Origin of the sequence: Ramlibacter sp. GCM10027632 (assembly GCF_042675325.1) — a bacterium.
Lineage (GTDB): Bacteria > Pseudomonadota > Gammaproteobacteria > Burkholderiales > Burkholderiaceae_C > Ramlibacter.
Map to the genome: position 1 here is coordinate 180,240 of NZ_JBHTGW010000005.1, position 23,731 is coordinate 203,970.

Below are 23,731 nucleotides of genomic sequence, written 5' to 3' on the forward strand. Positions count from 1 at the left end.
CTAAGGTTTCCAATGGCCAAGGAAGAACTCATTGAAATGCGCGGCCGCGTGGCCGAAGTCCTGCCCGACTCCCGTTACCGCGTGGTGCTGGAGAACGGCCACGAGCTGATCGCCTACAGTGGCGGCAAGATGCGCAAGAACCACATCCGCATCATCGCGGGTGACGACGTGACGCTGGAGCTCTCGCCCTACGACCTGAACAAGGGCCGCATCATGTTCCGCCACCTGCCGGATCGCGCGCGTCCCCCGGGCGCCCCCGGCGGCCACCGTCGCTGATCACCCGGTCAGCCGACCCCGGGGCGCGGGCCGCCCCCCTTGCCGCCCTCAGGCGCTGCGGAAGATGAAGTACACGGCGCCCACCAGGCACAGCGCGGCCCACAGGTAGTCCAGCTTCAGCGGTTCCTTCATGTACAGGACCGCGAACGGCACGAACACCGCCAGCGTGATCACCTCCTGCATGATCTTCAGCTGCCCCAGCGACAGGCCCGCGTCGCGGTAGCCGATGCGGTTGGCGGGCACCTGCAGCAGGTACTCCGCCAGCGCGATGCCCCAGCTCACGAGGGCCGCCGTGTACCAGGGCGCCGCCGCCAGGCTGCGCAGGTGGCCGTACCAGGCCAGCGTCATGAAGACGTTCGAGGCGATGAGGAGCGCGATGGTCTGGAGCGTGGCGGGCATCCGCCGAGCTTAGCGGGCATTCGCCGGTGCCTGGCGCCGGCGCCGCGGGCGCCGCAGCAGCCACACCGCCACGCCCGTCACCGCCGCGGCCACCGCCACCTTGCGCACCAGGCCGGCGCGGTTGTGCCGCCACTCCGTTCCCAGGCCCATCTCGGCGAAGACATTGGGCACCCGGCCCCGGGCCAGGTCGGACAGCACGCCTTCGCCCACGCCCACCCGGTCCGCCAGGAGCAGCAGCATCCAGTGGCGCAGGTCGCCCTCGGCGTAGCGGAACGCGAACTCGCGCAGGCGCCCGCTCAGGCCGGCAGGCGGGACGCTGGTGCCGAAAACCGGCGTCAGGCCGGGCCGCTCGTTCGAATGCAGCACCCGCACCGTTTCGGGCTGGCGGGTGAGGGGGGGGGTGCGTGTCCATGGCGGGGCTCCAGGAGTGGATCAGTGGATCGCCGCCGAGGGCGGCACGAGCACGGGCTTGATGCAGCCATCGAGCTTGCTGGAGAACAGGTGGTAGGCGTCGGCCACGTCCTCCAGCGGCAGCCGGTGCGTGATGACCTCGCGCGGCCGCACCTGCCCCGACTGCACCAGCTCGACGAGCCGGGGCAGGTGCCGCTTCACGCTCGCCTGGTTCATGCGCAGGGTCAGGCCCTTGTTCAGGGCGGTGCCGATCGGCACCGCGTTGAAGGTGGGGCCGTACACGCCGACGATCGAGACATGCCCGCCCTTGCGCACCGAGGCGATGGCCCAGTGCAGCGCGGAGGCGGCGCCGGCCTGCAGCTTCAGGCGCACGCCGAGCAGTCGCTGCATCGCGCTGCCCGCGGCCTCGGCGCCCACGGCGTCGATGGCGACGTCCGGGCCCAGGCCGTCGGTGAGCTTCTTCAGGTGCACCGCCATGTCGCGGACCTCCCGGAAGTTCACCACCTCGCAGGGGGCGAAGGTGCGCGCGAATTCGAGCCGGTAGGCCAGGTGGTCGACCACGATCACCCGCCCCGCGCCGAACAGCCAGGCCGAGCGCGCCGCGAACAGGCCCACCGGCCCGGCGCCGAACACCACTACCGTATCGCCCTGCGTGATGGCGCCCATCTCGGCGGCCTGCCAGCCGGTGGGGAAGGCGTCGGTCAGGAGCACCGCGTCGTCCACGTCCATGTCGGGCGGGATCTTCATCGGGCCGACATCGGCCAGTGGCACGCGCACGAGTTCGGCCTGCCCGCCGTCGTAGCCGCCGGCGCTGTGCGAGTAGCCGTAGATGGCGCCGATCGCGGTGGCCTCCGCGTTGGTGTCATGGCAGTTGCCGAACAGCTGCTTGCGGCAGAAATAGCAGCGCCCGCAGGCGATGTTGAACGGCACCAGCACCGCATCGCCGGGCTGCAGGCTGCGCACCTCGGGCCCGACGGCCTCGACGATGCCGGTGAACTCGTGGCCGAAGGTGCTGCCCACGCGGGTGTCGGGCACGAGGCCGTGGTACAGGTGCAGGTCGGAGCCGCAGATGCAGGCGCGGGTGACGCGCACGATGGCGTCGCCGGGGTGCTCGATGCGCGGCTCGGGCTTCTGGTCGGCGCGCACCCGGTAGGGGCCGCGGTAGTTCATCGCCAGCATGGACGGGTCTCCTGGAAAAAGGGGCGGGCTGCGTGGCGGGCAAGCCGCGTGCCGCGCCGCACGCTTCCCAGGGCCGCCGCCGTCGCCGCACAATGGGCGCATGGCCGCATTTCCCGCCGTCAGCCTGATCGGCGCGCCCACCGACGTGGGCGCCAGCGTGCGCGGCGCCGGCATGGGGCCCGACGCCCTGCGGGTGGCCGGCCTGGCCGAGGCCCTGCGCGCCCAGGGCCTGCAGGTGACGGACCTGGGCAACCTCGCCGGACCGCCCAACCCCGGCCTGACGCCCGAGGCGGGCGTGCGCCACCTGCCCGAGGTGGTGGCCTGGAACCGCGCGGTGTTCGAGGCGGTCGACGCCGCGCTGGGCCGCGGGCATTTCCCGCTCCTCATGGGGGGCGACCACTGCCTGGCCATCGGCTCCATCAGTGCCATCGCCCGCCACTGCCGTCGCCAGGGCCGCCGCCTGCGGGTGCTGTGGCTGGACGCGCACACCGATGTCAACACCGAGGCCATCAGCCCCAGCGGCAACCTGCATGGCATGCCGGTGTCCTGCCTGCTGGGGCACGGGCCCTCGCAGCTCACGGGCTGGAGCGGGGAGGTCGCGGCCCTGGCGGCCGGTGACCTGGACTTCATCGGCATCCGCAGCGTCGACGCGCAGGAGAAGCAGGAGATCCGCCAGCTCGGGCTGCAGGTCTTCGACATGCGCCACATCGACGAGCACGGCATGCTGCGCACCATGGCCGAGGCGCTGCACGACATCGACGAGGACACCCACCTGCACGTGAGCTTCGACCTCGACTGCCTGGACCCCGCGGATGCGCCCGGCGTGGGCACCGCAGTGCGCGGCGGGCCGACCTACCGCGAGATGCAGCTGTGCATGGAGATGATCGCGGACACCGGCCGCCTCGCCTCGCTCGACGTCGTGGAGATCAACCCCGCGCTCGATGTCCGCAACCGCACCGCCGAACTGGCGGTCGATTTCATCCGGAGTCTGTTCGGCGCGTCGACGCTGGCGCGCTGAGGGCCGGCCTCACGCCTCGTCTTCCTCCTCGTCCTCGTCGCCGAAGCCGGCGAGGCCTTCGTCGAGGTCCATGAACTCGTCGTCGCCGGCCTCGGCGCCGGCGCCCTCGCCGCCGCCCAGGCGCACGATGCGGTCCGGGAGGATGTCGCCGCCCTCCTTGGCGTCGGTACCGGAGACGACGCCGCGCTCGCCGGTGCCGTAGGCGTCGCTGTCGCCGTGGACTTCCGAGGTGCCCAGCGCATCGCTGCCGCTGTCGGAGTTGTCGCTCGGGCCGAGCAGGTCACTGCCGCGGCCACGGGGCTGAAGGGGCGCCTTGTCCGCGCCCATGATGCTGCTGTAGGCCATGAGGCCCTCCTGTGCCCTGCACGATGGCGTGCCGACTCAGTGTGGCGATGAAGTGCGCGGCGTCAAGTCGGACAGCGGCGCGGCCCCGTGTCCGGCGCCGCGCTGGCCGCAATGCCGCCCTCAGTCGACCCGCGCCATGAGCGCCGCGTTGCCGCCGGCGGCGGCGGTGTTGATGCTCACCGTGCGCTCCACGCAGAACCGCGGCAGGTAGTGCGGCCCGCCCGCCTTGGGCCCGGTGCCGGACAGGCCCTCCCCGCCGAAGGGCTGCACCCCCACCACCGCGCCGGTCATGGCGCGGTTCACGTAGACATTGCCGATGCGCGCGCGCGCCGCCAGGGCGCGGGCGCGGCCCTCGATGCGGGTCTGGATCCCCAGGGTCAGGCCCCAGCCGAGCGCGTTGACCCGGTCGACCACGGCCAGCGGATCCCCGCGCCAGCGCGCCACCTGGAGCACCGGGCCGAAGACCTCCTCGGTCACCTGGCCGATGTCGTCCACCTCGAACAGGTGCGGGCCGACCAGGCCGGGGGGCTGGCCCGGCAGCGGTGGCGGCGCGTAGAGCAGGCGCCCGGTGGCGCGCAGGCGCGCGATGTGCGCCTGCAGGCCGGCGAAGGCGGCGTCGTCGATCACCGGTCCGATGTCGGTGGCGACCTGCGAGGGCTCGCCCGTGCGCAGTTCGGCCGCGGCGCCCGCCACCATCGCGACGACCTCGTCGGCGATGGCCTCGTGCAGCAGCAGCAGGCGCAGCGCGGAGCAGCGCTGGCCGGCCGAGCGGAAGGCGCTGTGCACCACCGCGTCGGCCACCTGCTCGGGCAGCGCGGTGGAGTCCACCAGCATGGCGTTGACGCCCCCGGTCTCGGCGACCAGGGGCAGGATGGGCCCGTCCTGCGCCGCCAGCGCGCGCTGGATGGCGCGGGCCACCGCGGTGGAGCCGGTGAAGGCCACGCCGGCGATGCCGGCACGGGCCACCAGCGCCGCGCCCACCGTCTCGCCCGGGCCATGCAGCAGTTGCAGGGCCCCGGCCGGCACGCCGGCCTCGTGCAGCACCCGCACCGCTTCCTGTGCGATGGCGGGCGTCTGCTCGGCGGGCTTGGCCAGCACGGTGTTGCCGGTGGCCAGGGCCGCGGCCACCTGGCCGGTGAAGATGGCGAGCGGGAAATTCCAGGGGCTGATGCAGACCCAGGCGCCGCGCCCGCACAGGCGCAGCGCGTTCGACTCGCCGGTGGGGCCCGGCAGGGCAACGGGCGCCATCACGCGCCCGGCCTCGAGCGCGTAATAGCGCAGGAAGTCGACGGCCTCGCGCACCTCGGCGACCGCGTCGCCCCAGGTCTTGCGCGCTTCCTTCACCAGCAGCGCGGCCAGCGGGGGCAGTCGCTGCTGCAGGGTGTCGGCGGCGCGCAGGAGGATGGCGGCGCGCTCGGCCACCGGCATCGCCTCCCAGGCGGGAAACGCGGCGCGCGCGCGCTCGACGGCCTCCGCCACCTGTCCCGGGTCGGCGGGCGCCACCAAGGGGACCTGCAGGCGCGCGTGCGCCGCCAGCAGCGGCTCGCGCATCGCGGGCACGGCCAGGTCCACGCCCTCGCTGTTGCGGCGCTCGCCGAGCAGGTCACGCGGCAGCGGCAGGCCCGGCAGCGACGCCGGCGCGGCGAGGAAGGCGCGGGCGCGCGCCATGGGCGAGGCGAGCAGTGCGGGCAGGTCCACCGCCGGGTCGGCGAGCTGGTGCACGAAGGAGGAATTGGCGCCGTTTTCCAGCAGCCGCCGCACCAGGTAGGCGAGCAGGTCGCGGTGCCGGCCCACCGGCGCGTACACCCGGCAACGCAGCGCGCCGTCCTTGAGCGCCTCACGGTAGACGCCCTCGCCCATGCCGTGCAGCCGCTGCAGCTCGAACGGCCGGCCCGCGGCCAGGCGCGCCACCGCCGCGAGCGTGGCGGCGTTGTGCGTGGCGAACTGGGGGAACACCACGTCGCCCGCGTCGAGCAGGGCCCGGGCGCAGGCGAGGTAGGAGACGTCGGTGTGCGCGCGGTGCGTGAACACCGGGTAGTGCGGCAGGCCCAGCTCCTGGGCGCGCTTGACCTCGGCATCCCAGTAGGCGCCCTTGACCAGGCGGCAGGTGAAGCGCAGGCCGAGGCGGCGGCCCAGCGTGATGACCTGTTCCACCAGGTCGAGCGCGCGGGTCTGGTAGGCCTGCAGCGCCAGGCCCAGGCCGGACCACTGCGGGCAGTGCGCGCGCACCTGCAGCGCCAGCGCCTCGAACACGTCCAGCGAAAGCTCGAGGCGGTCCACCTCCTCGGCGTCGAGGGTGAGGTTCAGGTTGGCGGCGGCGGCGCGCTCGCACAGCGCCCAGGCGCGCGGCACCAGCTCGGCGAGCACCCGGTCACGCTGCGCGTCCTCGTAGCGCGGGTGCAGGGCGCTGAGCTTGATCGACAGGCCGTCGTTGCCGCCGGGGCCGCGCGCCGGCTCGGCGCGGGCGGCGATGGCCTGCAGGGCCTGGGCATAGGCGTCGGCATAGCGCCGCGCGTCGGCCGCGGTGCGCGCGCCCTCGCCGAGCATGTCGAACGAGTGCAGGCCTCCGCCATGGCGCGAGGCCGACGCCAGCGCCTGGTGGATGTCCTGCGCCATCACGAACTGGTGCCCGAGCAGCTGCACCGCGCGCAGGGCGGCCGCCACCAGGGTGCGCGCGCCCAGGCGCTCCCACAGGCCGTCCGGTTCGCCATCGGCCGGCAGCAGCCGGCGGGAGAGGGCGATGACGGCGCCGGACAGGCGCGCCAGCGTGCTGTCGCCGGCGGCGGCGAAGTCGGCCTGCCCGAGCTGGTCGGCGGCCAGGGCGATGGCGGTCTCGATGTCGGGCACCCGCAGCAGGGCCTCGGCCAGGCGCATCAGGGCCAGGCCCTCGGCGCTGGAGATCGGGTACTCGCGCAGGAGGCTCTCCATCGCCCAGAACGGCGGCGGGTGGCTGCGCACGGCCTGCACCCAGGGCGTGGCCTCGCGCATCACGGCCGACCAGTCCAGCGCGCCCTCCAGGCGCGCGAGCCGGTCGGCCAGGACCTGGGCCTCGGGGCGGTAGGGATCGGGCAGGCGGGCTGTGGGGCCGGTGGCGGCGGGGGTCATGCGGGCTCCTCGGTCCTTGCGCACGCACGCATCGTCGCGCTTTTGGCGCGCGAATGCATCCCCGGGGACAGCGGCCCGACCCGCCCCGCGGCGGCCCGCGGGGCTTCAGCGGCTCAGAGCAGGCGCGCCAGGTAGCGGCCGGTGTGGCTCGCCGGGTTCGCGGCGACCGCCTCGGGCGTTCCGGTGGCCACCACCGTGCCGCCGCCGGCGCCGCCCTCGGGGCCCATGTCGACGAGCCAGTCGGCCGTCTTGATCACGTCCAGGTTGTGCTCGATAACGACGATGGTGTTGCCCGCGTCGCGCAACTGGTGCAGCACCTTGAGCAGCAGGTCGATGTCGGCGAAGTGCAGGCCGGTGGTGGGCTCGTCCAGGATGTAGAGGGTGCGGCCGGTGTCGCGCTTGGACAGCTCCAGCGCCAGCTTCACCCGCTGCGCCTCGCCGCCCGAGAGCGTGGTGGCGGCCTGCCCCAGCTTCACGTACGACAGTCCCACGTCCAGCAGCGTCTGCAGCTTGCGGGCGATGGCGGGCACCGGCTTGAGGAACTCGTGCGCTGCCTCCACCGTCATGTCCAGGATCTGGGCGATGTTCTTCCCCTTCCACTGGACCTCGAGCGTCTCGCGGTTGTAGCGCATGCCGCGGCACACGTCGCAGGCCACGTAGACATCGGGCAGGAAGTGCATCTCCACCTTCACCACGCCGTCGCCCTCGCAGGCCTCGCAGCGCCCGCCGGGCACGTTGAACGAGAAGCGCCCGGGGCCGTAGCCGCGCTCCTTGGCGGTGTGGGTGTCCGCCATCAGCTCGCGGATCGGTGTGAACAGGCCGGTGTAGGTGGCAGGGTTGCTGCGCGGCGTGCGGCCGATGGGGGACTGGTCGACGGCGATCACCTTGTCGAAGTGCTCCAGGCCCTCGATCTCGTCGTAGGGCGCGGGCTCTTCATGGGCGCGGTACAGGCTGCGCGCCGCCGCGGCATGCAGCGTGTCGTTCACCAGGGTGGACTTGCCCGAGCCGGAGACCCCGGTCACGCAGGTGAGCAGGCCCACCGGGATATCGACGGTGACGCCCTTGAGGTTGTTGCCCCGCGCGTTGGTGATGCGCAGGCGCTGCACTTCGCCGGGCCGGCCGCCCTCGACCGGCAGCCAGGCGGTGCGCCGCTTCGGCACCTCGATCTTCAGCGTGCCGGCCATGTAGCGGCCGGTGAGCGAGCTGGCGCTGGCCTGCACCTGCGCTGGCGTGCCCTGGGCGATCACCCGCCCGCCGTGGATGCCGGCGCCCGGGCCCATGTCGATCACGTGGTCGGCGGCGCGGATCATGTCCTCGTCGTGTTCCACCACCAGCACGCTGTTGCCGATGTCGCGCAGGTGGCGCAGGGTGTCGATCAGGCGGTCGTTGTCACGCTGGTGCAGGCCGATGCTGGGTTCGTCCAGCACGTACATCACGCCGGTCAGGCCGGAGCCGATCTGGCTGGCCAGGCGGATACGCTGGGCCTCGCCACCGGACAGCGTCTCGGCGCTGCGGTCGAGGCTCAGGTAGTTCAGGCCCACGTCATTGAGGAATTTCAGGCGGTTGCCGATCTCGCGCACCACCTTGTCGGCGATCTCGGCCTTCGCGCCCTTCAACCGCAGGCCCTGGAAATACCCCAGGCACTCGCGCAGCGTGACGCGGCTGATCTCGTAGATGGCCCGGGCCTGCTCGCCCTGGCCCACCTTCACGTGGCGCGCCTCGCGGCGCAGGCGCGAGCCCGCGCACTCGGGGCAGGGCTGGAGGCTGCGCAGGCGGCCGAGTTCCTCGCGCACGGCGCCCGATTCGGTCTCGCGGAAGCGGCGGGCCATGTTGGGGATGACGCCCTCGAAGGGGTGCTTCTTCGTCACCTTGCGGCCGGACGACTGGCCGGACTCCATCGTGTAGGAGAACCGGATCTCCTCCTCGCCCGAGCCGTGCAGGATGGCGTGCTGCACCGCGGGCGGCAGCTGCTCGAAGGGCGCCTCGGGGTCGAAGCCGTAGTGCTTGCCCAGGCTTTCGACCAGGCTGAAGTAGTAGGCGTTGCGGCGGTCCCAGCCCTTGATGGCCCCGGAGGCCAGCGACAGCGAGGGGAAGGCCACCACGCGCTGCGGGTCGAACACCTCGCCCTGGCCCAGGCCGTCGCAGGCGGGGCAGGCGCCCACAGGCGAGTTGAAGGAGAACAGGCGCGGCTCCAGCTCGCTGATGGAGTAGCTGCAGACCGGGCAGGCGAACTTGGCGTTGAACAGGTGCTCGCGGCCGCTGTCCATCTCCACCGCGATGGCGCGGCCCTCGGCCAGGCGCAGGGCGGCCTCGAAGCTCTCGGCCAGGCGCTGCTGCGCGTCGGGACGGACCTTGAGGCGGTCGATCACCACGTCGATGTCGTGCTTCTCGTTCTTCTTCAGCTTGGGCAGCTGGTCGAATTCGTAGCTCTGGCCGTTGACCCGGAAGCGGATGTAGCCCTGGGCCTGCATGGCGGCGAACAGCTCCTCGAACTCGCCCTTGCGCTCGCGCGCCACCGGCGCCAGCACCATCAGCTTGGTCTCCTCGGGCAGGGCCAGCACCGCGTCCACCATCTGCGAGACGGTCTGGGCGGCCAGGGGCTGGCCGTGGTCGGGGCAGTAGGGCGTGCCGGCGCGGGCGAACAGCAGGCGCAGGTAGTCGTGGATCTCGGTCACCGTGCCCACCGTCGACCGCGGGTTGTGGCTGGTGGCCTTCTGCTCGATGGAGATGGCGGGCGACAGGCCCTCGATCACGTCCACGTCGGGCTTGTCCATCAGCTGCAGGAACTGGCGGGCATAGGCCGACAGGCTTTCCACGTAGCGGCGCTGGCCCTCGGCGTACAGGGTGTCGAAGGCGAGCGAGGACTTGCCCGATCCCGACAGGCCGGTGATCACCACCAGCTGGTTGCGCGGGATGTCCAGGTCGATGTTCTTGAGGTTGTGCGTGCGCGCGCCGCGGATGGCGATGCGCGACGCGGCCAGGGCGGCGCCCAGGTACTGGCCGGCGGTCTCGGTGTTCAAGGCAGGGGCGGTCGAAGTCAACCCGCCATCATAGGTCGTGGCACCCGGGGGCTGGCAACCCGGGCCTGGCGGCGGATGGCGGCGGCGCGGGCCGCCCGCCATACATTCTTCTTTGGACAGGCATAAGAACACGGTGTTGGCCTTCGCCGCCGTGCATCAACAAGATACGGGTCCCCGGCTGCGTGGGCAGCCGTCCCCTGATGCACCGACGGCTCCATGAACGACTCGCGCGATCTCCCTGACCTGTCCCCGGCCACCACGGGCGCTGCCCCGATCGAGCGTCCTGTCGTCGCGCCGCCGACCGCCCTGTTCGGCAGCGATGCGATCGCCGAGGCGCTGCGCGCCCTGGATATTCCCTACATCGCCCTCAACCCCGGCGCCAGCTTCCGGGGCTTCCATGACAGCCTGGTCAACTACCTCGGCAACGAGCAGCCCCAGATGCTGCTGTGCCTGCACGAGGAGCATGCGGTGGCCATCGCCCATGGCTACGCCAAGGTCACGGGCCGGCCGATGGCCGCCGCCGCGCACTCAAATGTCGGACTGATGCACGCCACCATGGCGGTGTTCAACGCCTGGTGCGACCGCATGCCCCTGCTGCTGATCGGGGCCACCGGCCCCTTCGACGCGGCCCAGCGACGCCCCTGGATCGAGTGGATCCACACCGCGCGGGACCAGGGCGCGATGCTGCGGGACTACACCAAATGGGACGACCAGCCCGCCTCGCCCGCCGCCGCGCGCGAGTCCCTGCTGCGGGCCGGCTGGATCACGCAGACCGCGCCCAAGGGGCCGGTCTACGTCAACCTCGACGTCCAGCTCCAGGAGGCGCCCCTGGCCGAGCCGCTGGCGCCGATCGACCCGCGCCGCTACATGCCGCCGGTGGCCGCCACCGCCTCGGACCGGCAGGTCGCCGAGGTCGCGCGCCTGCTGTCCTCGGCGCAGCGGCCGGTGATCCTGGCCGGCCGCGCCTCCCGCAGCGAGGCGGCCTGGCAGGCGCGGGTGCGGCTGGCGCAGGCCCTGGGGGCCCGCGTCGTCACCGACCTGAAGGTGGGCGCCGCCTTCCCGACGAACCACCCGCTCCACGCCGGCGCGCCGGGCATCTATGCGACGCCGCAGGCGCGCGAGGCGATCGCCGCCGCCGACGTGGTGCTGTCGCTCGACTGGGTCGACCTGGCCGGCACCCTGGCCGCCGCCTTCGGCCCGGGCGACCCCCGCGCCACCATCATCCAGGTGTCGCAGGACCACACGCTCCACAACGGCTGGAGCATGGATTACCAGGGGCTGCCGCCGGTGGACCTGATGCTCGCGGCCGACCCCGACGAGGTGGCGATCGCCCTGGCCGACGCGGTCGGCGGGGCCCCGCGTGACCCGGGCTCCCTGCGGCCCCCGTTCCAGGGGCCGGCGCTCGGCCACGGCCCCATCACCATGGCCCACCTGGCGACCGGGCTGCGCGAGGCCGTGGGCGCCCGCGAGACCTCGCTGGTCCACCTGCCCCTGGGCTGGGACGGCCAGTTCTGGGACTTCACCCACCCGCTGGACTTCCTCGGCTCCGACGGCGGGGGCGGCGTGGGCGGCGGCCCGGGCATCTCGGTGGGCGCGGCGCTGGCCCTCAAGGGCAGCGGGCGCATCCCGGTCTGCATCGGCGGCGACGGCGACTTCCTCATGGGGGCGACGGCGATCTGGACGGCGGCCCACTACCGCATCCCGCTCCTGTACATCGTCGCCAACAACCAGTCGTTCTTCAACGACGAGGTGCACCAGGAGCGCGTCGCCCGCCTGCGGGGCCGGCCGGTCGAGAACAAGTGGATCGGCCAGCGCATCGACGACCCGGCGGTCGACATCGCCGGCATGGCGCGGTCGCAGGGCGCGCTGGGCATCGGCCCGGTCAGGAGCGCGGACCAGCTCGTGGCCGCCTTCCGCCAGGCCCTCGCGCATGTGGACGCCGGCGGCATTGCCGTGGTCGACGTGATCACCGAGCCGGGCTACACGCCCGCGATGGTGACGGCCCTGAATCACTCCAGCGGACAGAAGCCATGACCTCACCTTGCCGCATCGGCATCATCGGCGCCGGCGCGATGGGCCGCGCCCATCTCGACATCCTCTCGCGCCACCCGGCCTTCGAGGTCGTGGGCGTGGCCGACCCCTTCGAGAAGGCCCGGGCGCCGCTGGCCGCCCAGGGCATCGCCACCTTCGCCAGCCACCTCGAGTTGCTGGACACCGCATGGCCCGACGCGGTGGTGATCGCCACGCCCAACTCGCTGCACGTGCCGGCGGCGATCGACTGCATCGAGCGCGGCGTCGGCGTGCTGATCGAAAAGCCCGTGGCCGACTCGGTGGAGCGCGCGCTCGACCTGGTCCGGGTGCTGCAGTCCACCGAGGTCCCGGTGCTGGTCGGCCACCACCGCCGCCACAACCCCCTGCTGCAGAAGGCGGCGCAGCACATCGCCGCCGGCGGCATCGGCCGGGTGGTGGCCGTCGTCGGCCTGTGGCTGCGGCGCAAGCCCGACGAGTACTTCAGCGACCTGTGGAAGCTCGACCCGGCCCGGGGCGGGGGCGTGCTGTTGATCAACACCATCCACGACATCGACTGCCTGCGCATGCTGTGCGGCGAGATCGAATCGGTCCAGGCCGTCACCTCCAACGCCACGCGGGGCCTGGGCGTGGAGGACACGGCGGCCGTGACCCTGCGCTTCGCCAGCGGCGCCCTGGGCACGCTGACCGTCTCCGACGCCACCACCGCGCCCTGGTGCTGGGAGATGACCTCGCAGGAGGATCCGCGCTTCGCGACCATCCCCGAGGACTGCTACCTCGTCTGCGGCACGCAGGGCTCGATCACCGTGCCCACGCTCGAGACCTGGACCAACGAGCCCAATGGCGGGCGCGACGCGCCGCTGATTCGCCGGCGCCTCTACCACGTGCCCGCCGATGCCTTCACGCGCCAGCTCGATCACTTCGCCGCCCTCCTGCGCGGCGAGTGCGCGTCGCGGGTGACAGCGGCCGATGCCGCCCGCACCCTCGCCGCGACGCTGGCGATCCGGCAGTCCGCCGCGACGGGCTGCGCCATCCGCATCGCCGACCTGCTCGGCGAGTGAGTCCCCCAGAACCCGAAACCCCAGGAGACACGCGATGATGAAATCCAGCCCGTCCCGCAGACAGGTCCTTCGCCAGGCCGCCGGCCTGGCCGCCGCCACGGCGCTGCCCCTGGGCGCCCGGGCGCAGGAGTTCCCCACGGGCCCGATCCGCATCATCGTGGGCTTTCCCCCGGGCGGCGGCGCCGATGCCTATGCGCGCTTGCTCACGCCCTACCTGTCGGACAAGCTCGGGCAGTCGATCGTGATCGAGAACAAGACGGGCGCCAACGGCAACCTGGCGACCGACTTCGTCTCGAAGGCCCGGCCCGACGGCCACACCCTGCTGCTGTCGACGAGTTCCGCGGTGGTCGCCGCGCCGCATGCCACGCCTCGCATGCCGGCCCACCCGGTGCGGGACCTCGCGCCCATCACGATGGCGGTCGAGAGCGAGTTCGTCCTGATCACCAGCCCCGGGCTGGAGGCGAAGAACTACCAGGACTTCCTCGCGCTGGCGAAGAAGTCGCCGGGCAGCCTGATCCACGCCACGCCAGGCATCGGCTCGGCCAACCACATCGCCGGCGAGCTCCTGTCGCTGCGAACCGGCATCAAGATGATCACGGCCCACTATCGCGGCTCCGGGCAGCTCATGCCCGACCTGCTCGCCAACCAGGTCCACCTGACCATCGCCTCGGTGGGCCTGGCCGAGCCCTACATCAAGTCGGGGCGGGTGGGGGCCCTCATGGTCCTGGGCAAGCAGCGCGTGGCGCCACTGCCCAACGTGCCGACCTCGTTTGAACTGGGGGTCAAGGACCTCGACCAGATCACCTTCTGGCTGAGCCTGCATGCGCCGAAGAACACGCCCCGGCCCATCATCCAGAAGGTGCACGAGGCCCTGGTCGCCGCCTACAAGGTCGACGCCTTCCGGGACAAGGTCATCGCCAGCGGCCAGCGGCCGATCGCCAGCTCGCCGCAGGCCTTCGCCGAGCGCATCGAGTCCGACCTCGCGCTCTACGGCGAGATCTTCAAGGGCGCGAACATCAAGATCGACACCTGATGCTCTGCGTCTCCCACCTGACCGCGATCGACGCCCCTGCCGAGGCCTTCATCGACGCCGCGGCGGCGGCCGGCTTCGACGGCGTGGGCCTGCGCGTGATCCCGCCCCGGCATGCGCCGACTGCGGTGATCGCCGGCGACCGGCCCCGCATCGCCGCCCTGCGCCGGCGCGCCGACGACCAGGGCATCCGCATCTTCGAGGCCGAGTCCTTCGGCATCGACGCCGACACCCGTGTCGCCGACTACCTGCCGGCGCTGGAGGCCGCCGCCGCGCTCGGCGCGGCCTTCATCGTCTCGGGCGGCATCGACCCCGACGAGGGCCGCCTCGCCGCTCGCTATGCCGAACTCGCAGAGGCCGCCCAGGGCTTCGGCCTGGGCATGGCCATCGAGTTCATGCCGATCCGGCCGATGAAGTCGCTGGCCGATGCCTTGCGCGTGATCGGCCAGGTCGGCCACCCGAACGCGCGGATCCTGGTCGACGCCCTGCACCTCACGCGCTCGGGCGGCACGCCCGCCCAGGTGGCGGCGGTCGATCCCGCGCGCATCGCCTACGTGCAGCTGTGCGATGCGCCGGACCCGCCGCTGCAGGCGCTGACCGAGGAGAGCCGGCAGGGCCGCCTCTATCCCGGCGAGGGCGGCCTGCCGATCCAGGCGCTGATGGACGCCCTGCCGGCCGGCATCCCCGTCAGCCTGGAAGCGCCCCATGCCCACCAGGCCCACCTGCCGGTGGCCGAGCGCCTGCGCCGGGCGGGCGAGGCGACGCGGCGCTTCCTCACCGAGGCGCGCGCGCGGCGCGCGGCCCCCGTTTCCCCCCACCTTTCCCAGAGTCATTGAGCACCATGTCCCAACGCACCCTCCTGTGCCTCAACGGGCCCAACCTCAACATGCTGGGCGTGCGCGAGCCCGAGCTCTATGGGCGCACCACGCTGGCCCAGATCGAAGCCGCCGTGCGCGAGCGCGCGGCGGGCCTGGGCCTGGCCATCGACTTCCGCCAGTCCAACCACGAGGGGGAGCTGGTGACCTGGATCCAGCAGGCCTATCCCGCCATCGACGGGGTGATCATCAACCCGGGCGCCTACACCCACACCTCGATCGCCATCCCCGACGCCTTGCGGATCCTGAAGTGCCCCATCATCGAACTGCACTTCAACAACTCCTACCGCTACGCCGACCGCAAGTTCCGGCAGCTGTCGCATGTGCGGCCGGTGGCCACCGGCGTCATCTTCGGCTTTGGCGCCGCCGGCTGGCTGGCCGCGATCGATGCCATGAAGCTGCTGCTCGATCCCCCGTTCGATGCGCCCCGCGCCTGAGCCCGCAGCGACCATGAGCGACACCCTCTTCGACGCGGCCGCCGTGCTGCCGACCCACCGCGCGCACTACTACGGCGGCGCCTGGCATCCGCCCCATGCGGGCCGCCATTTCGACCTGTCGAGCCCCGGCACCGGCGAGTCCCTGGGCCGGGCGGCCGACGGCGACGCGCGCGATGTCGATGCAGCCGTCGCCAGCGCGCGCGCCGCCTTCCCGGCCTGGCGCGACCTGCCGCCCCTGGAGCGCGCGGCCCTCCTGCGCCGCTTCGCCGCCATCGTCCGCGAGCACGCGAAGGAGCTGGCGATGCTCGACGCGATCGACTGCGGCAACCCGGTGCGCGCCATGGTGGGCGACGCCGAGATCGCCGCCTCGCAGATCGACTTCTTCGCCGGCCTGGTCACCGAGATGAAGGGCGACTCGATCCCGATGGGCCCCGGGCGCATGAACGTCTCGGTGCGCGAGCCCCTGGGCGTGGTGGCCCGCGTCATCCCCTTCAACCACCCCTTCATGTTCGCGGCGGGCAAGGCGGCCGCGCCCCTGGCGGCGGGCAACACCATCGTCATCAAGCCGCCGGAGCAGGCGCCGCTGTCCGCGCTGCGGCTCGCGGAGCTGGTCGAGGGGCTGTTCCCGCCTGGCGTCTTCAACGTCGTCACCGGCGCGGGCCGGGACACGGGCGCCGCGCTGGTGGCCCATCCCGGCGTCGACATGGTGGCCCTGATCGGCAGCGTCGGCGCCGGGCGGGCCGTGATGAAGAGTGCGGCCGACACCGTCAAGCCGGTGATGCTGGAGCTGGGCGGCAAGAACGCGCTGATCGCGTTCCCCGATGCCGACCCGGAGGCGGTCGCCGATGCGATGGTCGCGGGCATGAACTTCGCCTGGTGCGGACAGTCCTGCGGCTCCTGCAGCCGGGCCTTCCTGCATGCGTCCCTCCACGACCGGGTGCTCGAGGCCCTGAAGGTCCGCATCCGCGCCTTCCGGCCCGGCCGCCCGCACGACTGGAACACGACCATGGGCGCGATCATCAGCCAGGCGCAGTACGACCGCGTGCTGTCGTACATCGAGTCGGGCCGGGCCGAAGGCGCGTCCCTGGTGTGCGGCGGCGGCGCGCCGGCCGGCCTGCCGGGGGGCTTCTTCATCGAGCCCACGGTCTTCGCGCAGGTGTCGCCGCAGATGCGCATCGCGCGTGAGGAGATCTTCGGACCCGTGCTGTCCGTCCTGCGCTGGGAGGACGAGGCGGCCCTCCTGCGCGATGTCAACGCGGTCGACGTCGGCCTGACCTGCTCGATCTGGACCAACGACCTCCATGCGGCGCTGCGCACGGCCCATGCCGTGCAGGCCGGCTACGTCTGGATCAATGAGGTCAGCAAGCATTTCCTGGGCGCGCCCTTCGGCGGCATCAAGCAATCGGGCATCGGGCGCGAGGAGTGCCTGGAGGAACTCCTGGCCTTCACGCAGCAGAAGAACATCCACGTCAAGTTCGCGCAGGGGTGACAGCGGGGGCGCGACCGGGCCCGGATAATGGTCACAGGTACCGCGAACCGCATCGAGGCTCCCATCAACTTCCGCCAGCTCCAGTACTTCGCCCGCATCGTCGAGACGGGCAACATGACACGCGCCGCCGAGCAGCTGTACGTGGCGCAGCCGGCCCTCGGCCTGCAGATCAAGCAGATGGAGGAGGCGCTGGGGGTGAGCCTGCTGCACCGGCACTCGCGCGGGGTCGAGCCCACCCGCGCCGGGCGGCTGCTGTACGAGCGGGCCTGCGAGATCCTGCGCCTGGTCGACGAGGCCGAGCGCCAGGTGATCGCCGCCGGCCGCCAGGAGCGCGAGGGCATCCTCCTGGGCCTGACCAACGGGTTCGCCAACGTGGTCGGCCGCGACCTCGTGCAGCAGGCCCGCCAGGACATCCCCGATGTCTCCCTCAGCCTGGTCGAGGAGCGCAGCGTGGTCCTGGTCGACGCGCTGGAGCGCCACGAGATCGACATCGCCCTGGCCTACGAGGTGCACGAGCGCCCCGGCCTGCTGCGGGTGCCGCTGCTTGAGGAGGAGACGCTGTTCGTCTCGCGGGGCGAGGGCGGCGACGTGCAGCCCTTGCAGTCCGTCCCCTCCATCGAGTTCAGCGAGATCGCGCGCCATGCCCTGGTCATGCCCGGGCCGCGTGACGGCGTGCGCCAGCAGGTGCTGGCCACCGCCCGGCGGCTGGCGGTGGACCTCAACGTCACGCTGGACGTCTCCTCGATCTCGATGATGAAGAACATGGTGGCCATGGGCGACGCCTGCGCCGTCATGCCCTATGGCAACGTGGCCGAGGACATCGCCTCGGGCCGCATCCGCGGCCGGCGCATCGTCAACCCGCCCCTGCGCCGCACCCTGTACCTGGTGCGGCCCCACAAGCGCGCGCCGTTCCAGGCCGAGGCCGGCGTGCTGCGGCTCATGTCCCAGGTGTGCCGCCTCTATGCCGAGCGCCTGGGCCCGCTGGCCGCGCCGCTGGAGGCCCTGGCCACGCCCGAGGACCTGCTCGCGGCGGCCCACCCCGCGCCGGCCCCGGCCCGCCCTTGAGGCGGCGGCTGCGGTCGGACCCAAGAAAAACTTCGGACAGGCCGACACCAACGGTCTTGGACGCGGGCGCCGCGGCCCGCTGTAATCCATGCCACGCCAGCCCCCGCGAGCCGGCGAACAGGAGAACGACATGGAGACATCCGACCGCAGCCGGCGCCACTGGCTGCGCCACGCCGGCGCCGCGGCGGCCGCCCTGGCCCTTCCGGGACTGGCCCGTGCCCAGGACTTCCCCGCCCGCCCGCTGAAGCTGAACGTGGGTTTCTCCGCCGGCGGCCTGACCGACGTGCTCGCCCGCCTGCTCGCCACCCCGATGGGGACCGCCATCGGCCAGTCCGTGGTCGTCGAGAACAAGACCGGCGCCGCCGGCAACCTGGCCACCGAGTTCGTGGCCAAGGCGCCGGCCGACGGCTACAACCTGCTGTTCTCCTCGGTGGGGCAGATCGTGGTGTCGCCGCACACGTACACCGACATGCGCGTCAACCCGAAGAACGACCTGGCGCACATCTCCATGATCGGCGAGGGCGACCTGATCCTCACCGTGAGCGCCCAGGTGCCGGCGAACACGATCCAGGAGTTCGTGGCGCTGGTGAAGAAGAACCCCGGCAAGCTGTTCTTCGCCGACTCCGGCGCGGGCGGCAACCTGCACCTGTACATGGAGTACTTCAACCTGCTGGCGGGCCTGCAGATGACGGGTGTGCATTACCGCGGCACCGCGCAGCTCCTGCCGGACCTGGTGGCCAACCAGGTGCAGATGAGCCTGAACGCCTACCCGGCGATCGAGGGCCACATCCAGCAGGGCAAGCTGCGCCCGCTGATGGTGGTAGGCCGCCAGCGCGAGCCCAAGCTGCCCCAGGTGCCCACTGCCGCCGAGGCCGGTTTCAAGGCGCTGGAGGCCTGCACCAACTGGTTCGGCCTGCATGGGCCCAAGGGCCTTCCCGAGCCGGTGCGCCGCCGCATCCAGGCGGCGGTGCAGGACGCGCTCAAGACCGATGCCCTGCGCGCAGCGCTGGCGGCGCAGTCGATCCGGCCGGTGGGCGACGGCGAGTCCGCGTTTTCCGCCCGCATCGCCGTCGACTACGAGGCCTTCGCCAAGGTGGCCAGTGCCGCCCGCATCCAGGTGAACTGACCCAGCGCGAGGACGACGCCATGACGACTGACTACACGGAAGGCCGCGGCCGCGTCGCTGCGGTGATCGGCGGCGCCAATGGCATCGGCGCCGCCACCTGCGAGCTGCTGCATGCGCGCGGCTGGCGCGTGGCGGTGGCCGACATCGACCTGGACGCCGCCCGCGCCACCGCGGCCCGCGTCGACGGCATGGCCCTGCGCGTCGACGTGCTCGACGCCGACTCCATCCACGAGGCCGCGCGCCGCATCGACGAGGACTTCGGCCCGGTCTACGCCATGGTCAGCGCCGCGGCCATCTTCCAGCCGCAGATGGCGCCGGAGAAGCTGCCGATCGAGCACTGGGACCGCATCGTCCACTCCGGCTACCGTGGGACCTACCTGTGCGACGTGGCCTTCGGCCAGCGCATGGCGGGGCGCGGCGCCGGCGCCATCGTGAACATCTCGTCGATGGTGGGCCAGCGCCCCAACCACGGCCACGCGTACTACTCCGCGAAGGCCGCGGTCAACATGCTCACCGAGGGCATGGCCGGCGAGTGGGGCCGCAGCGGCGTGCGCGTGAACGCGGTCAGCCCCGGCTTCGTCGCGGTGCCGCGCATGGTGGCCAACATCCAGGAGGGCAAGCGCTACGCGATCTCGCCCGCGGAAGTGAGCGCGCTGGGCCGGCTGGTCGAGCCCGCCGAGGTCGCCGAGTCGATCGCCTTCCTGCTGTCCGATCGCGCCAGCGCCATCACCGGCGCCAACATCGCCGTGGACGCCGGCGTGCTCGCCACCAACGGGTGGCTGGTGCACGGCGGCGTGCCGCCCGCCCGTCCCCGCCAACTCGCCGACGCCTGAGGTCCCCATGACGCACCCCCTCTCCCGCCGCCGCCTGCTCGCCGCCGCCCCGGGCCTGGCCGCCGGCCTGGCGCTGCCTGCCCTGGCCCAGGGCCCGTCCTGGCCCAGCCGGCCGATCAAGCTCGTCGTGGGTTTCGCCCCCGGTGGCCTGACCGACGCCCTGCCTCGCCTGCTCACCGGCCCGATGGCCGAACGCCTGGGGCAGCCCGTGGTGGTGGAGAACAAGGTCGGCGCCGCCGGCAACCTGGCCACCGCCTTCGTGGCCAAGTCCCCGGCCGACGGCTACACGCTGCTGGCCTCGGGCGTGGGGCAGATCGTGGTGCTGCCGCATACCTCCAACGTGGGCGTCAACCCGCTGACCGACCTGGTCCACATCGCCATGGTGGGCGAGGGCGACCAGATCCTGAACATCAACGCCGACGTGCCGGCACGCAACCTGGCCGAGTTCATCGCGCTGGCCAAGCGCCGGCCGAACGAGATGTTCACCGGCGACGCCGGCGCCGGCGGCAACCAGCACCTGTACCTCGAGTACTTCAAGATGCTGGCGGGCATCCAGATGCAGTCGGTCCACTACCGCGGTGGCGGCCCGCTGATGCCAGACCTGCTGTCCAACCGGGTCCAGATGAGCCTCAACGCGCCCTCGGTGGTCGAGCCCCACATCGCCCAGGGCAAGTTGCGGCCGCTGATGATCGTGGGGCGCAAGCGCCACCCGAAGCTGCCCGACGTGCCCACCGCCGCCGAGGCCGGCTTCGCCCCGATGGAGGCGTGCAGCAACTGGTTCGGCCTGCACGCGCCGCGCGGCACGCCCGATGCAGTGGTCCAGCGGATCCACAAGGCCCTGGTGGAGAGCCTGCAGACCGACGCGGTGAAGGCCGGCCTGCAGCAGATGGCGGTGCAGGCCATCGGCGACACGCCACAGGCCTTCGCCGCGCGCATCGCCAGCGATTACGAGGCCTTCGGCAAGGTCGCCCGCAGCGCCAACATCCGCGCCGAGTGAGGTGGGCGATGGACGATGATCCCACCGGCCGCGTGCCGCAGGGCGAGCTGGCCGCCTTCGTGCGTGCGCTGTTCGCCCGCGCCGGGTTGACGGCGGCCGATGCGGCCACGGTGACGGACAGCCTCGTGCAGAGCGACCTGCGCGGCACCCACTCGCATGGCGTGGTGCGCGCCCCGTTTCTGGTGGACCGGCTGCTGCAGGGAGGCGCCCGCGCCGATGCCGCGCCTGTCGTCGTGCAGGAGTCCCCCGCGACCGCGTTGCTGGATGGCGGCCGCGCCCTTGGCGCGATCACTGCGACCCAGGCCATGCAGCTCGCCCTGGACAAGGCCGCCACGCAGGGCGTGGGCCTGGTGGCCGCGCGCAACAGCGACTTCATCGGCGCCTGCGCGCACTACGCGATGCAGGGCCTGCCGCGCGACATGATCGGCCTGGCCTGGACCAATGGCTTCCCGGGGATGGCGCCCTGGGGTGGGCGGCGCAACACCATCGGCAACAACCCGATCGCGATGGCCGCGCCCGGCGACAGCCATGGCCCTGTCGTGCTGGACATGGCCCTGAGCGTGGCCGCGGGCGGCCGCGTCCGCCTGGCCGCCAAGAACGGCGAGAAGATCCCGCGTGACTGGCTGGTCGATGCCGAGGGCCATCCCACCGACGACCCCGGCGCGCTCACCGCGGGTGGCGCGCTCATGCCCCTGGGCTACAAGGGCTACGGCCTGGCCGTGTTCGGCGAGATCCTGTGCGGCGCGCTCACCGGCTCGCGCATCCTGGGCGAGATCCCGGCCTGGTTCCAGCAGACGAGCCAGGCGATCGGCAACGGCCACATCCATATCGCCATCGACATCGCCCGCTTCGTGGACCCGGCGGCCTTCCGCCAGCGGGTCGACGCCATCGTCGCGATGCTCAAGGCCACGCCGCTGGTGCCCGGCGCGCGCGAGATCCTGGTGCCGGGCGAGCGCGCCTGGCGCACGCAGCAGCGCCAGCAGGCGCTGGGCATCGAACTGCCCCAGGGCGTGGCCGCCGACCTGCGCGCGCTCGCTGGGCGCCTGGATGTCCCCGTGCCGGCCGTCCTGCAAGCCGCTTGCGAATCCCCTGCCTCCCACTGAACGATGGCCACCCTTTCTCCCCTGACCCTTGCCCACCTGAGCCTGGGCACCACGCCCGAACTGACCCTCGACGCCGCGGCGCAGGCAGGCTTCAGCGCCGTCGGCCTTCGCATCTGCGGCCGCAAGCCGGGCGATGCGTTCAGCGACGCGATCGTCGGTCACCCGGCGCGGGCCCGCGAGCTGAGGGCCCGCGCCGCCGGCCTGGGCATTCGCCTGTCCAATGTCTCGGCCTACCAGTTCTATCCCGACGTGACCTGGGACCAGATCGCCCCGGCGATCGAGGCCACCCACGAACTGGGCGCGCCCATCGTCGTGGCCAACGGCTTCGACCCGGACCTGCCGGCCTTCACCGACCTGCTCGCACGCTACTGCGAGCTGGCGGGGCAGGCCGGCATCCGCGTGGCACTGGAGTTCCTCCCCTACAGCGCCGTGCGCTCGCTCGAGGCCGCAGCCCGCGTGGTCGAGGCCACCGGCGCGCCGAACGCCGGCCTGCTGCTGGATGCCTTGCACCTGGACCGCTCCGGCGCGACGCCCGCCGACCTCGCCGCGCTGGACCCGGCCCGCATCGTCTTCGCGCAGCTGTGCGACGCCCGCCGGCTCGCGGCTCGCCCCAGCGACGAGGCCCTGCTGCAGGAGGCGCGCACCGCGCGCCTGCCGGCGGGTACCGGCGAGCTGCCCCTGTTCGACTTCCTCGACGCGCTGCCGCCGGGCCTGGAGATCGAGTACGAGGTGGCCCGCCAGGACCTGGCGGACTGCACGCCGGCCGAGAAGGCCCGCGCGGCCCGCGCGGATGCCGATGCCTTCATGGCCACCTACGCCCGCCACCGCGCCGCGAAGGAGGCCGCATGACCGCCGACCGCCTGCTGCGCGTGGGGGTGCTGGGCTGCGGGATGATCAGCGCCGACCACTTCCGGGCCTGGGCCCGCTGCATCGGCGCGCAGGTGGTGGCGGTATGCGACCCCGACCCGCAGCGCGCGCAGGCCCGCGCCGCCGAGTTCGGCATCCCCGCCACCTACACCTCGCCCGAGGCCCTGCTGGCCGCCGAGGCGCTGGACATGGTGGACATCATCACGCCGCGCGAGACCCATGCCGGCCTGGTGCGGCTGGCGGCGCGGCACGGCGTGCATGCGCTGTGCGAGAAGCCGCTGTGTCCCACCCATGCCGAGGCCGTGGCCCTGGTGGAGGAGGTGGGCGACAGGATCCGGGTCATGGTCAACGAGAACTGGCGTTACCGCGCCTACTTCCGCCAGATCGCGCAGTGGCTGGCCGAGGGCCGCCTGGGCGCGGTGACCCAGGTGCGCATCGGCCTGTGGCGATCGAGCATGCTGCCGCGAGCGGAGGACGGCCGCATCCATTCCCTGACCCGCCAGCCGTTCCTGGCCCGCGAGCGGCGGGTGCTGATCGCCGAGTCCCTGGTGCACGAGATCGACGTGGTGCGCGCGCTCTTTGGCGAGCTCGAGGTCCTGGGCTGTGCCACGGCCCAGACCTGCGAGGAGATCGTGGGGGAGGACAGCGCCATGATCCTGCTGCGTTCAGCCGCCGGCGTGCCGGTCACCATCGATGGCGTCATGACCGCGGCCGGCCATGAGACCCGCGCGCCGGACCGGCTCGAGATCGCCGGCACCCGCTGCAGCGTGCTGCTGGAGGGCGCGGTGCTCACGCTGACCGGGGCCGAGCAGGCGCGCATCACGTATGACGAGGCGCAGGTGCGCCAGGGCTGCTTCGACGCCTCCGTCCAGCACTTCGCCGACCAGGTTCGCGCCGGCGGCGCGTTCTGGACCAGCGCCCGCGACCAGCTCGAGACGCTGCGCGTGATGGAGGAGGCCTACCGGCTCGCCGGCCAGCCGCCGCGCCTGCGCGCCCGCCCGCTGCCGCCGGTGGCTCCGCCCGCCATCACCGGCCTCTGAGTCCGTTTCACCCCTTTCCATCAGGAG

The 23,731-nt window shown here is 72.6% G+C and carries 21 protein-coding genes; 15 read left to right on the plus strand and 6 right to left on the minus strand.

Annotation, left to right across the window (positions count from 1 at the left end; all coding sequences use genetic code 11):
- The first annotated feature begins 12 nt into the window (after positions 1-12).
- Complete coding sequence (infA, locus tag ACFQZY_RS09825; protein WP_377415447.1) at positions 13-276, plus strand: translation initiation factor IF-1; 264 nt, start codon at positions 13-15, stop codon at positions 274-276.
- A gap of 48 nt (positions 277-324) precedes the next feature.
- Here infA and ACFQZY_RS09830 read toward each other — a convergent pair whose 3' ends face one another.
- The 3 genes from ACFQZY_RS09830 to ACFQZY_RS09840 form a co-directional block, all read right to left on the minus strand.
- Positions 325-675, minus strand: coding sequence for a DMT family protein (locus ACFQZY_RS09830; protein ID WP_377415448.1), 351 nt, complete (start codon positions 673-675; stop codon positions 325-327).
- A gap of 9 nt (positions 676-684) precedes the next feature.
- Entirely contained in the window at positions 685-1,041 is a 357-nt protein-coding gene (locus tag ACFQZY_RS09835) for a hypothetical protein (protein ID WP_377415449.1), read from the minus strand.
- A gap of 66 nt (positions 1,042-1,107) precedes the next feature.
- Positions 1,108-2,265, minus strand: a complete 1,158-nt coding sequence (locus ACFQZY_RS09840; RefSeq protein WP_377415450.1) for a zinc-dependent alcohol dehydrogenase — start codon at positions 2,263-2,265, stop codon at positions 1,108-1,110.
- Positions 2,266-2,365: 100 nt separating this feature from the next.
- Here ACFQZY_RS09840 and rocF point away from each other — a divergent pair, with 100 nt between their 5' ends.
- A complete protein-coding gene (gene rocF / locus ACFQZY_RS09845) occupies positions 2,366-3,283 on the plus strand; it encodes an arginase (protein ID WP_377415451.1) in 918 nt (305 codons plus the stop codon).
- A 9-nt stretch (positions 3,284-3,292) separates the two neighbouring features.
- Here the strand turns inward: rocF and ACFQZY_RS09850 are convergent, their stop codons facing one another.
- The 3 genes from ACFQZY_RS09850 to uvrA form a co-directional block, all read right to left on the minus strand.
- Positions 3,293-3,628, minus strand: coding sequence for a hypothetical protein (locus ACFQZY_RS09850; RefSeq protein ID WP_377415452.1), 336 nt, complete (start codon positions 3,626-3,628; stop codon positions 3,293-3,295).
- A 120-nt stretch (positions 3,629-3,748) separates the two neighbouring features.
- On the minus strand, positions 3,749-6,733 hold the full coding sequence (locus ACFQZY_RS09855) for an L-glutamate gamma-semialdehyde dehydrogenase (RefSeq protein ID WP_377415453.1): 2,985 nt from the start codon (positions 6,731-6,733) through the stop codon (positions 3,749-3,751).
- Positions 6,734-6,846: 113 nt separating this feature from the next.
- The gene (gene uvrA / locus ACFQZY_RS09860; RefSeq protein ID WP_377415454.1) at positions 6,847-9,855 is read right to left on the minus strand and encodes an excinuclease ABC subunit UvrA; all 3,009 of its coding nucleotides are present in this window, start codon (positions 9,853-9,855) and stop codon (positions 6,847-6,849) included.
- 114 nt (positions 9,856-9,969) lie between these two features.
- Here uvrA and ACFQZY_RS09865 point away from each other — a divergent pair, with 114 nt between their 5' ends.
- The 13 genes from ACFQZY_RS09865 to ACFQZY_RS09925 all read left to right on the plus strand — a co-directional run bounded on the left by ACFQZY_RS09865 (position 9,970) and on the right by ACFQZY_RS09925 (position 23,704).
- Positions 9,970-11,787, plus strand: coding sequence for a thiamine pyrophosphate-binding protein (locus tag ACFQZY_RS09865; protein ID WP_377415455.1), 1,818 nt, complete (start codon positions 9,970-9,972; stop codon positions 11,785-11,787).
- Positions 11,784-12,842 (plus strand): Gfo/Idh/MocA family protein, encoded by a 1,059-nt coding sequence (locus ACFQZY_RS09870; RefSeq protein ID WP_377415456.1) that lies wholly within the window; start codon positions 11,784-11,786, stop codon positions 12,840-12,842. Before ACFQZY_RS09865 ends, ACFQZY_RS09870 begins: the two co-directional genes overlap by 4 nt.
- A 34-nt stretch (positions 12,843-12,876) precedes the next feature.
- Positions 12,877-13,875 carry a Bug family tripartite tricarboxylate transporter substrate binding protein gene (locus ACFQZY_RS09875; RefSeq protein WP_377415457.1) on the plus strand — a complete coding sequence of 333 codons (999 nt, stop codon included), beginning with the start codon at positions 12,877-12,879 and terminating at the stop codon, positions 13,873-13,875.
- Positions 13,875-14,708: a sugar phosphate isomerase/epimerase family protein gene (locus tag ACFQZY_RS09880; protein WP_377415458.1), complete on the plus strand. Its 834-nt coding sequence runs from the start codon at positions 13,875-13,877 to the stop codon at positions 14,706-14,708. Before ACFQZY_RS09875 ends, ACFQZY_RS09880 begins: the two co-directional genes overlap by 1 nt.
- 5 nt (positions 14,709-14,713) lie before the next feature.
- A complete protein-coding gene (locus ACFQZY_RS09885; protein ID WP_377415459.1) occupies positions 14,714-15,184 on the plus strand; it encodes a type II 3-dehydroquinate dehydratase in 471 nt (156 codons plus the stop codon).
- Between the two features lie 13 nt (positions 15,185-15,197).
- Positions 15,198-16,673 carry an aldehyde dehydrogenase family protein gene (locus tag ACFQZY_RS09890; RefSeq protein ID WP_377415460.1) on the plus strand — a complete coding sequence of 492 codons (1,476 nt, stop codon included), beginning with the start codon at positions 15,198-15,200 and terminating at the stop codon, positions 16,671-16,673.
- Between the two features lie 27 nt (positions 16,674-16,700).
- The gene (locus ACFQZY_RS09895; RefSeq protein WP_377415461.1) at positions 16,701-17,738 is read left to right on the plus strand and encodes a LysR family transcriptional regulator; all 1,038 of its coding nucleotides are present in this window, start codon (positions 16,701-16,703) and stop codon (positions 17,736-17,738) included.
- A 130-nt stretch (positions 17,739-17,868) separates the two neighbouring features.
- The gene (locus ACFQZY_RS09900) at positions 17,869-18,864 is read left to right on the plus strand and encodes a Bug family tripartite tricarboxylate transporter substrate binding protein (protein ID WP_377415462.1); all 996 of its coding nucleotides are present in this window, start codon (positions 17,869-17,871) and stop codon (positions 18,862-18,864) included.
- A 20-nt stretch (positions 18,865-18,884) separates the two neighbouring features.
- On the plus strand, positions 18,885-19,697 hold the full coding sequence (locus ACFQZY_RS09905) for an SDR family NAD(P)-dependent oxidoreductase (RefSeq protein ID WP_377415463.1): 813 nt from the start codon (positions 18,885-18,887) through the stop codon (positions 19,695-19,697).
- A gap of 7 nt (positions 19,698-19,704) precedes the next feature.
- Positions 19,705-20,694 carry a Bug family tripartite tricarboxylate transporter substrate binding protein gene (locus ACFQZY_RS09910; protein ID WP_377415464.1) on the plus strand — a complete coding sequence of 330 codons (990 nt, stop codon included), beginning with the start codon at positions 19,705-19,707 and terminating at the stop codon, positions 20,692-20,694.
- A gap of 8 nt (positions 20,695-20,702) precedes the next feature.
- On the plus strand, positions 20,703-21,797 hold the full coding sequence (locus ACFQZY_RS09915; protein WP_377415465.1) for an Ldh family oxidoreductase: 1,095 nt from the start codon (positions 20,703-20,705) through the stop codon (positions 21,795-21,797).
- Between the two features lie 3 nt (positions 21,798-21,800).
- On the plus strand, positions 21,801-22,646 hold the full coding sequence (locus ACFQZY_RS09920; protein ID WP_377415466.1) for a sugar phosphate isomerase/epimerase family protein: 846 nt from the start codon (positions 21,801-21,803) through the stop codon (positions 22,644-22,646).
- Positions 22,643-23,704, plus strand: a complete 1,062-nt coding sequence (locus ACFQZY_RS09925; protein WP_377415467.1) for a Gfo/Idh/MocA family protein — start codon at positions 22,643-22,645, stop codon at positions 23,702-23,704. Before ACFQZY_RS09920 ends, ACFQZY_RS09925 begins: the two co-directional genes overlap by 4 nt.
- Positions 23,705-23,731: the final 27 nt, after the last annotated feature.

Coding starts and splice junctions, on each gene's coding strand:
- infA (WP_377415447.1), top strand. CDS start 13: ATGGCCAAGGAAGAACTCATTGAAATGCGCGGCCGCGTGGCCGAAGTC.
- ACFQZY_RS09830 (WP_377415448.1), bottom strand. CDS start 675: ATGCCCGCCACGCTCCAGACCATCGCGCTCCTCATCGCCTCGAACGTC.
- ACFQZY_RS09840 (WP_377415450.1), bottom strand. CDS start 2,265: ATGCTGGCGATGAACTACCGCGGCCCCTACCGGGTGCGCGCCGACCAG.
- rocF (WP_377415451.1), top strand. CDS start 2,366: ATGGCCGCATTTCCCGCCGTCAGCCTGATCGGCGCGCCCACCGACGTG.
- ACFQZY_RS09850 (WP_377415452.1), bottom strand. CDS start 3,628: ATGGCCTACAGCAGCATCATGGGCGCGGACAAGGCGCCCCTTCAGCCC.
- ACFQZY_RS09855 (WP_377415453.1), bottom strand. CDS start 6,733: ATGACCCCCGCCGCCACCGGCCCCACAGCCCGCCTGCCCGATCCCTAC.
- uvrA (WP_377415454.1), bottom strand. CDS start 9,855: ATGGCGGGCGGCCCGCGCCGCCGCCATCCGCCGCCAGGCCCGGGTTGC.
- ACFQZY_RS09865 (WP_377415455.1), top strand. CDS start 9,970: ATGAACGACTCGCGCGATCTCCCTGACCTGTCCCCGGCCACCACGGGC.
- ACFQZY_RS09870 (WP_377415456.1), top strand. CDS start 11,784: ATGACCTCACCTTGCCGCATCGGCATCATCGGCGCCGGCGCGATGGGC.
- ACFQZY_RS09875 (WP_377415457.1), top strand. CDS start 12,877: ATGATGAAATCCAGCCCGTCCCGCAGACAGGTCCTTCGCCAGGCCGCC.
- ACFQZY_RS09880 (WP_377415458.1), top strand. CDS start 13,875: ATGCTCTGCGTCTCCCACCTGACCGCGATCGACGCCCCTGCCGAGGCC.
- ACFQZY_RS09885 (WP_377415459.1), top strand. CDS start 14,714: ATGTCCCAACGCACCCTCCTGTGCCTCAACGGGCCCAACCTCAACATG.
- ACFQZY_RS09890 (WP_377415460.1), top strand. CDS start 15,198: ATGAGCGACACCCTCTTCGACGCGGCCGCCGTGCTGCCGACCCACCGC.
- ACFQZY_RS09895 (WP_377415461.1), top strand. CDS start 16,701: ATGGTCACAGGTACCGCGAACCGCATCGAGGCTCCCATCAACTTCCGC.
- ACFQZY_RS09900 (WP_377415462.1), top strand. CDS start 17,869: ATGGAGACATCCGACCGCAGCCGGCGCCACTGGCTGCGCCACGCCGGC.
- ACFQZY_RS09905 (WP_377415463.1), top strand. CDS start 18,885: ATGACGACTGACTACACGGAAGGCCGCGGCCGCGTCGCTGCGGTGATC.
- ACFQZY_RS09910 (WP_377415464.1), top strand. CDS start 19,705: ATGACGCACCCCCTCTCCCGCCGCCGCCTGCTCGCCGCCGCCCCGGGC.
- ACFQZY_RS09915 (WP_377415465.1), top strand. CDS start 20,703: ATGGACGATGATCCCACCGGCCGCGTGCCGCAGGGCGAGCTGGCCGCC.
- ACFQZY_RS09920 (WP_377415466.1), top strand. CDS start 21,801: ATGGCCACCCTTTCTCCCCTGACCCTTGCCCACCTGAGCCTGGGCACC.
- ACFQZY_RS09925 (WP_377415467.1), top strand. CDS start 22,643: ATGACCGCCGACCGCCTGCTGCGCGTGGGGGTGCTGGGCTGCGGGATG.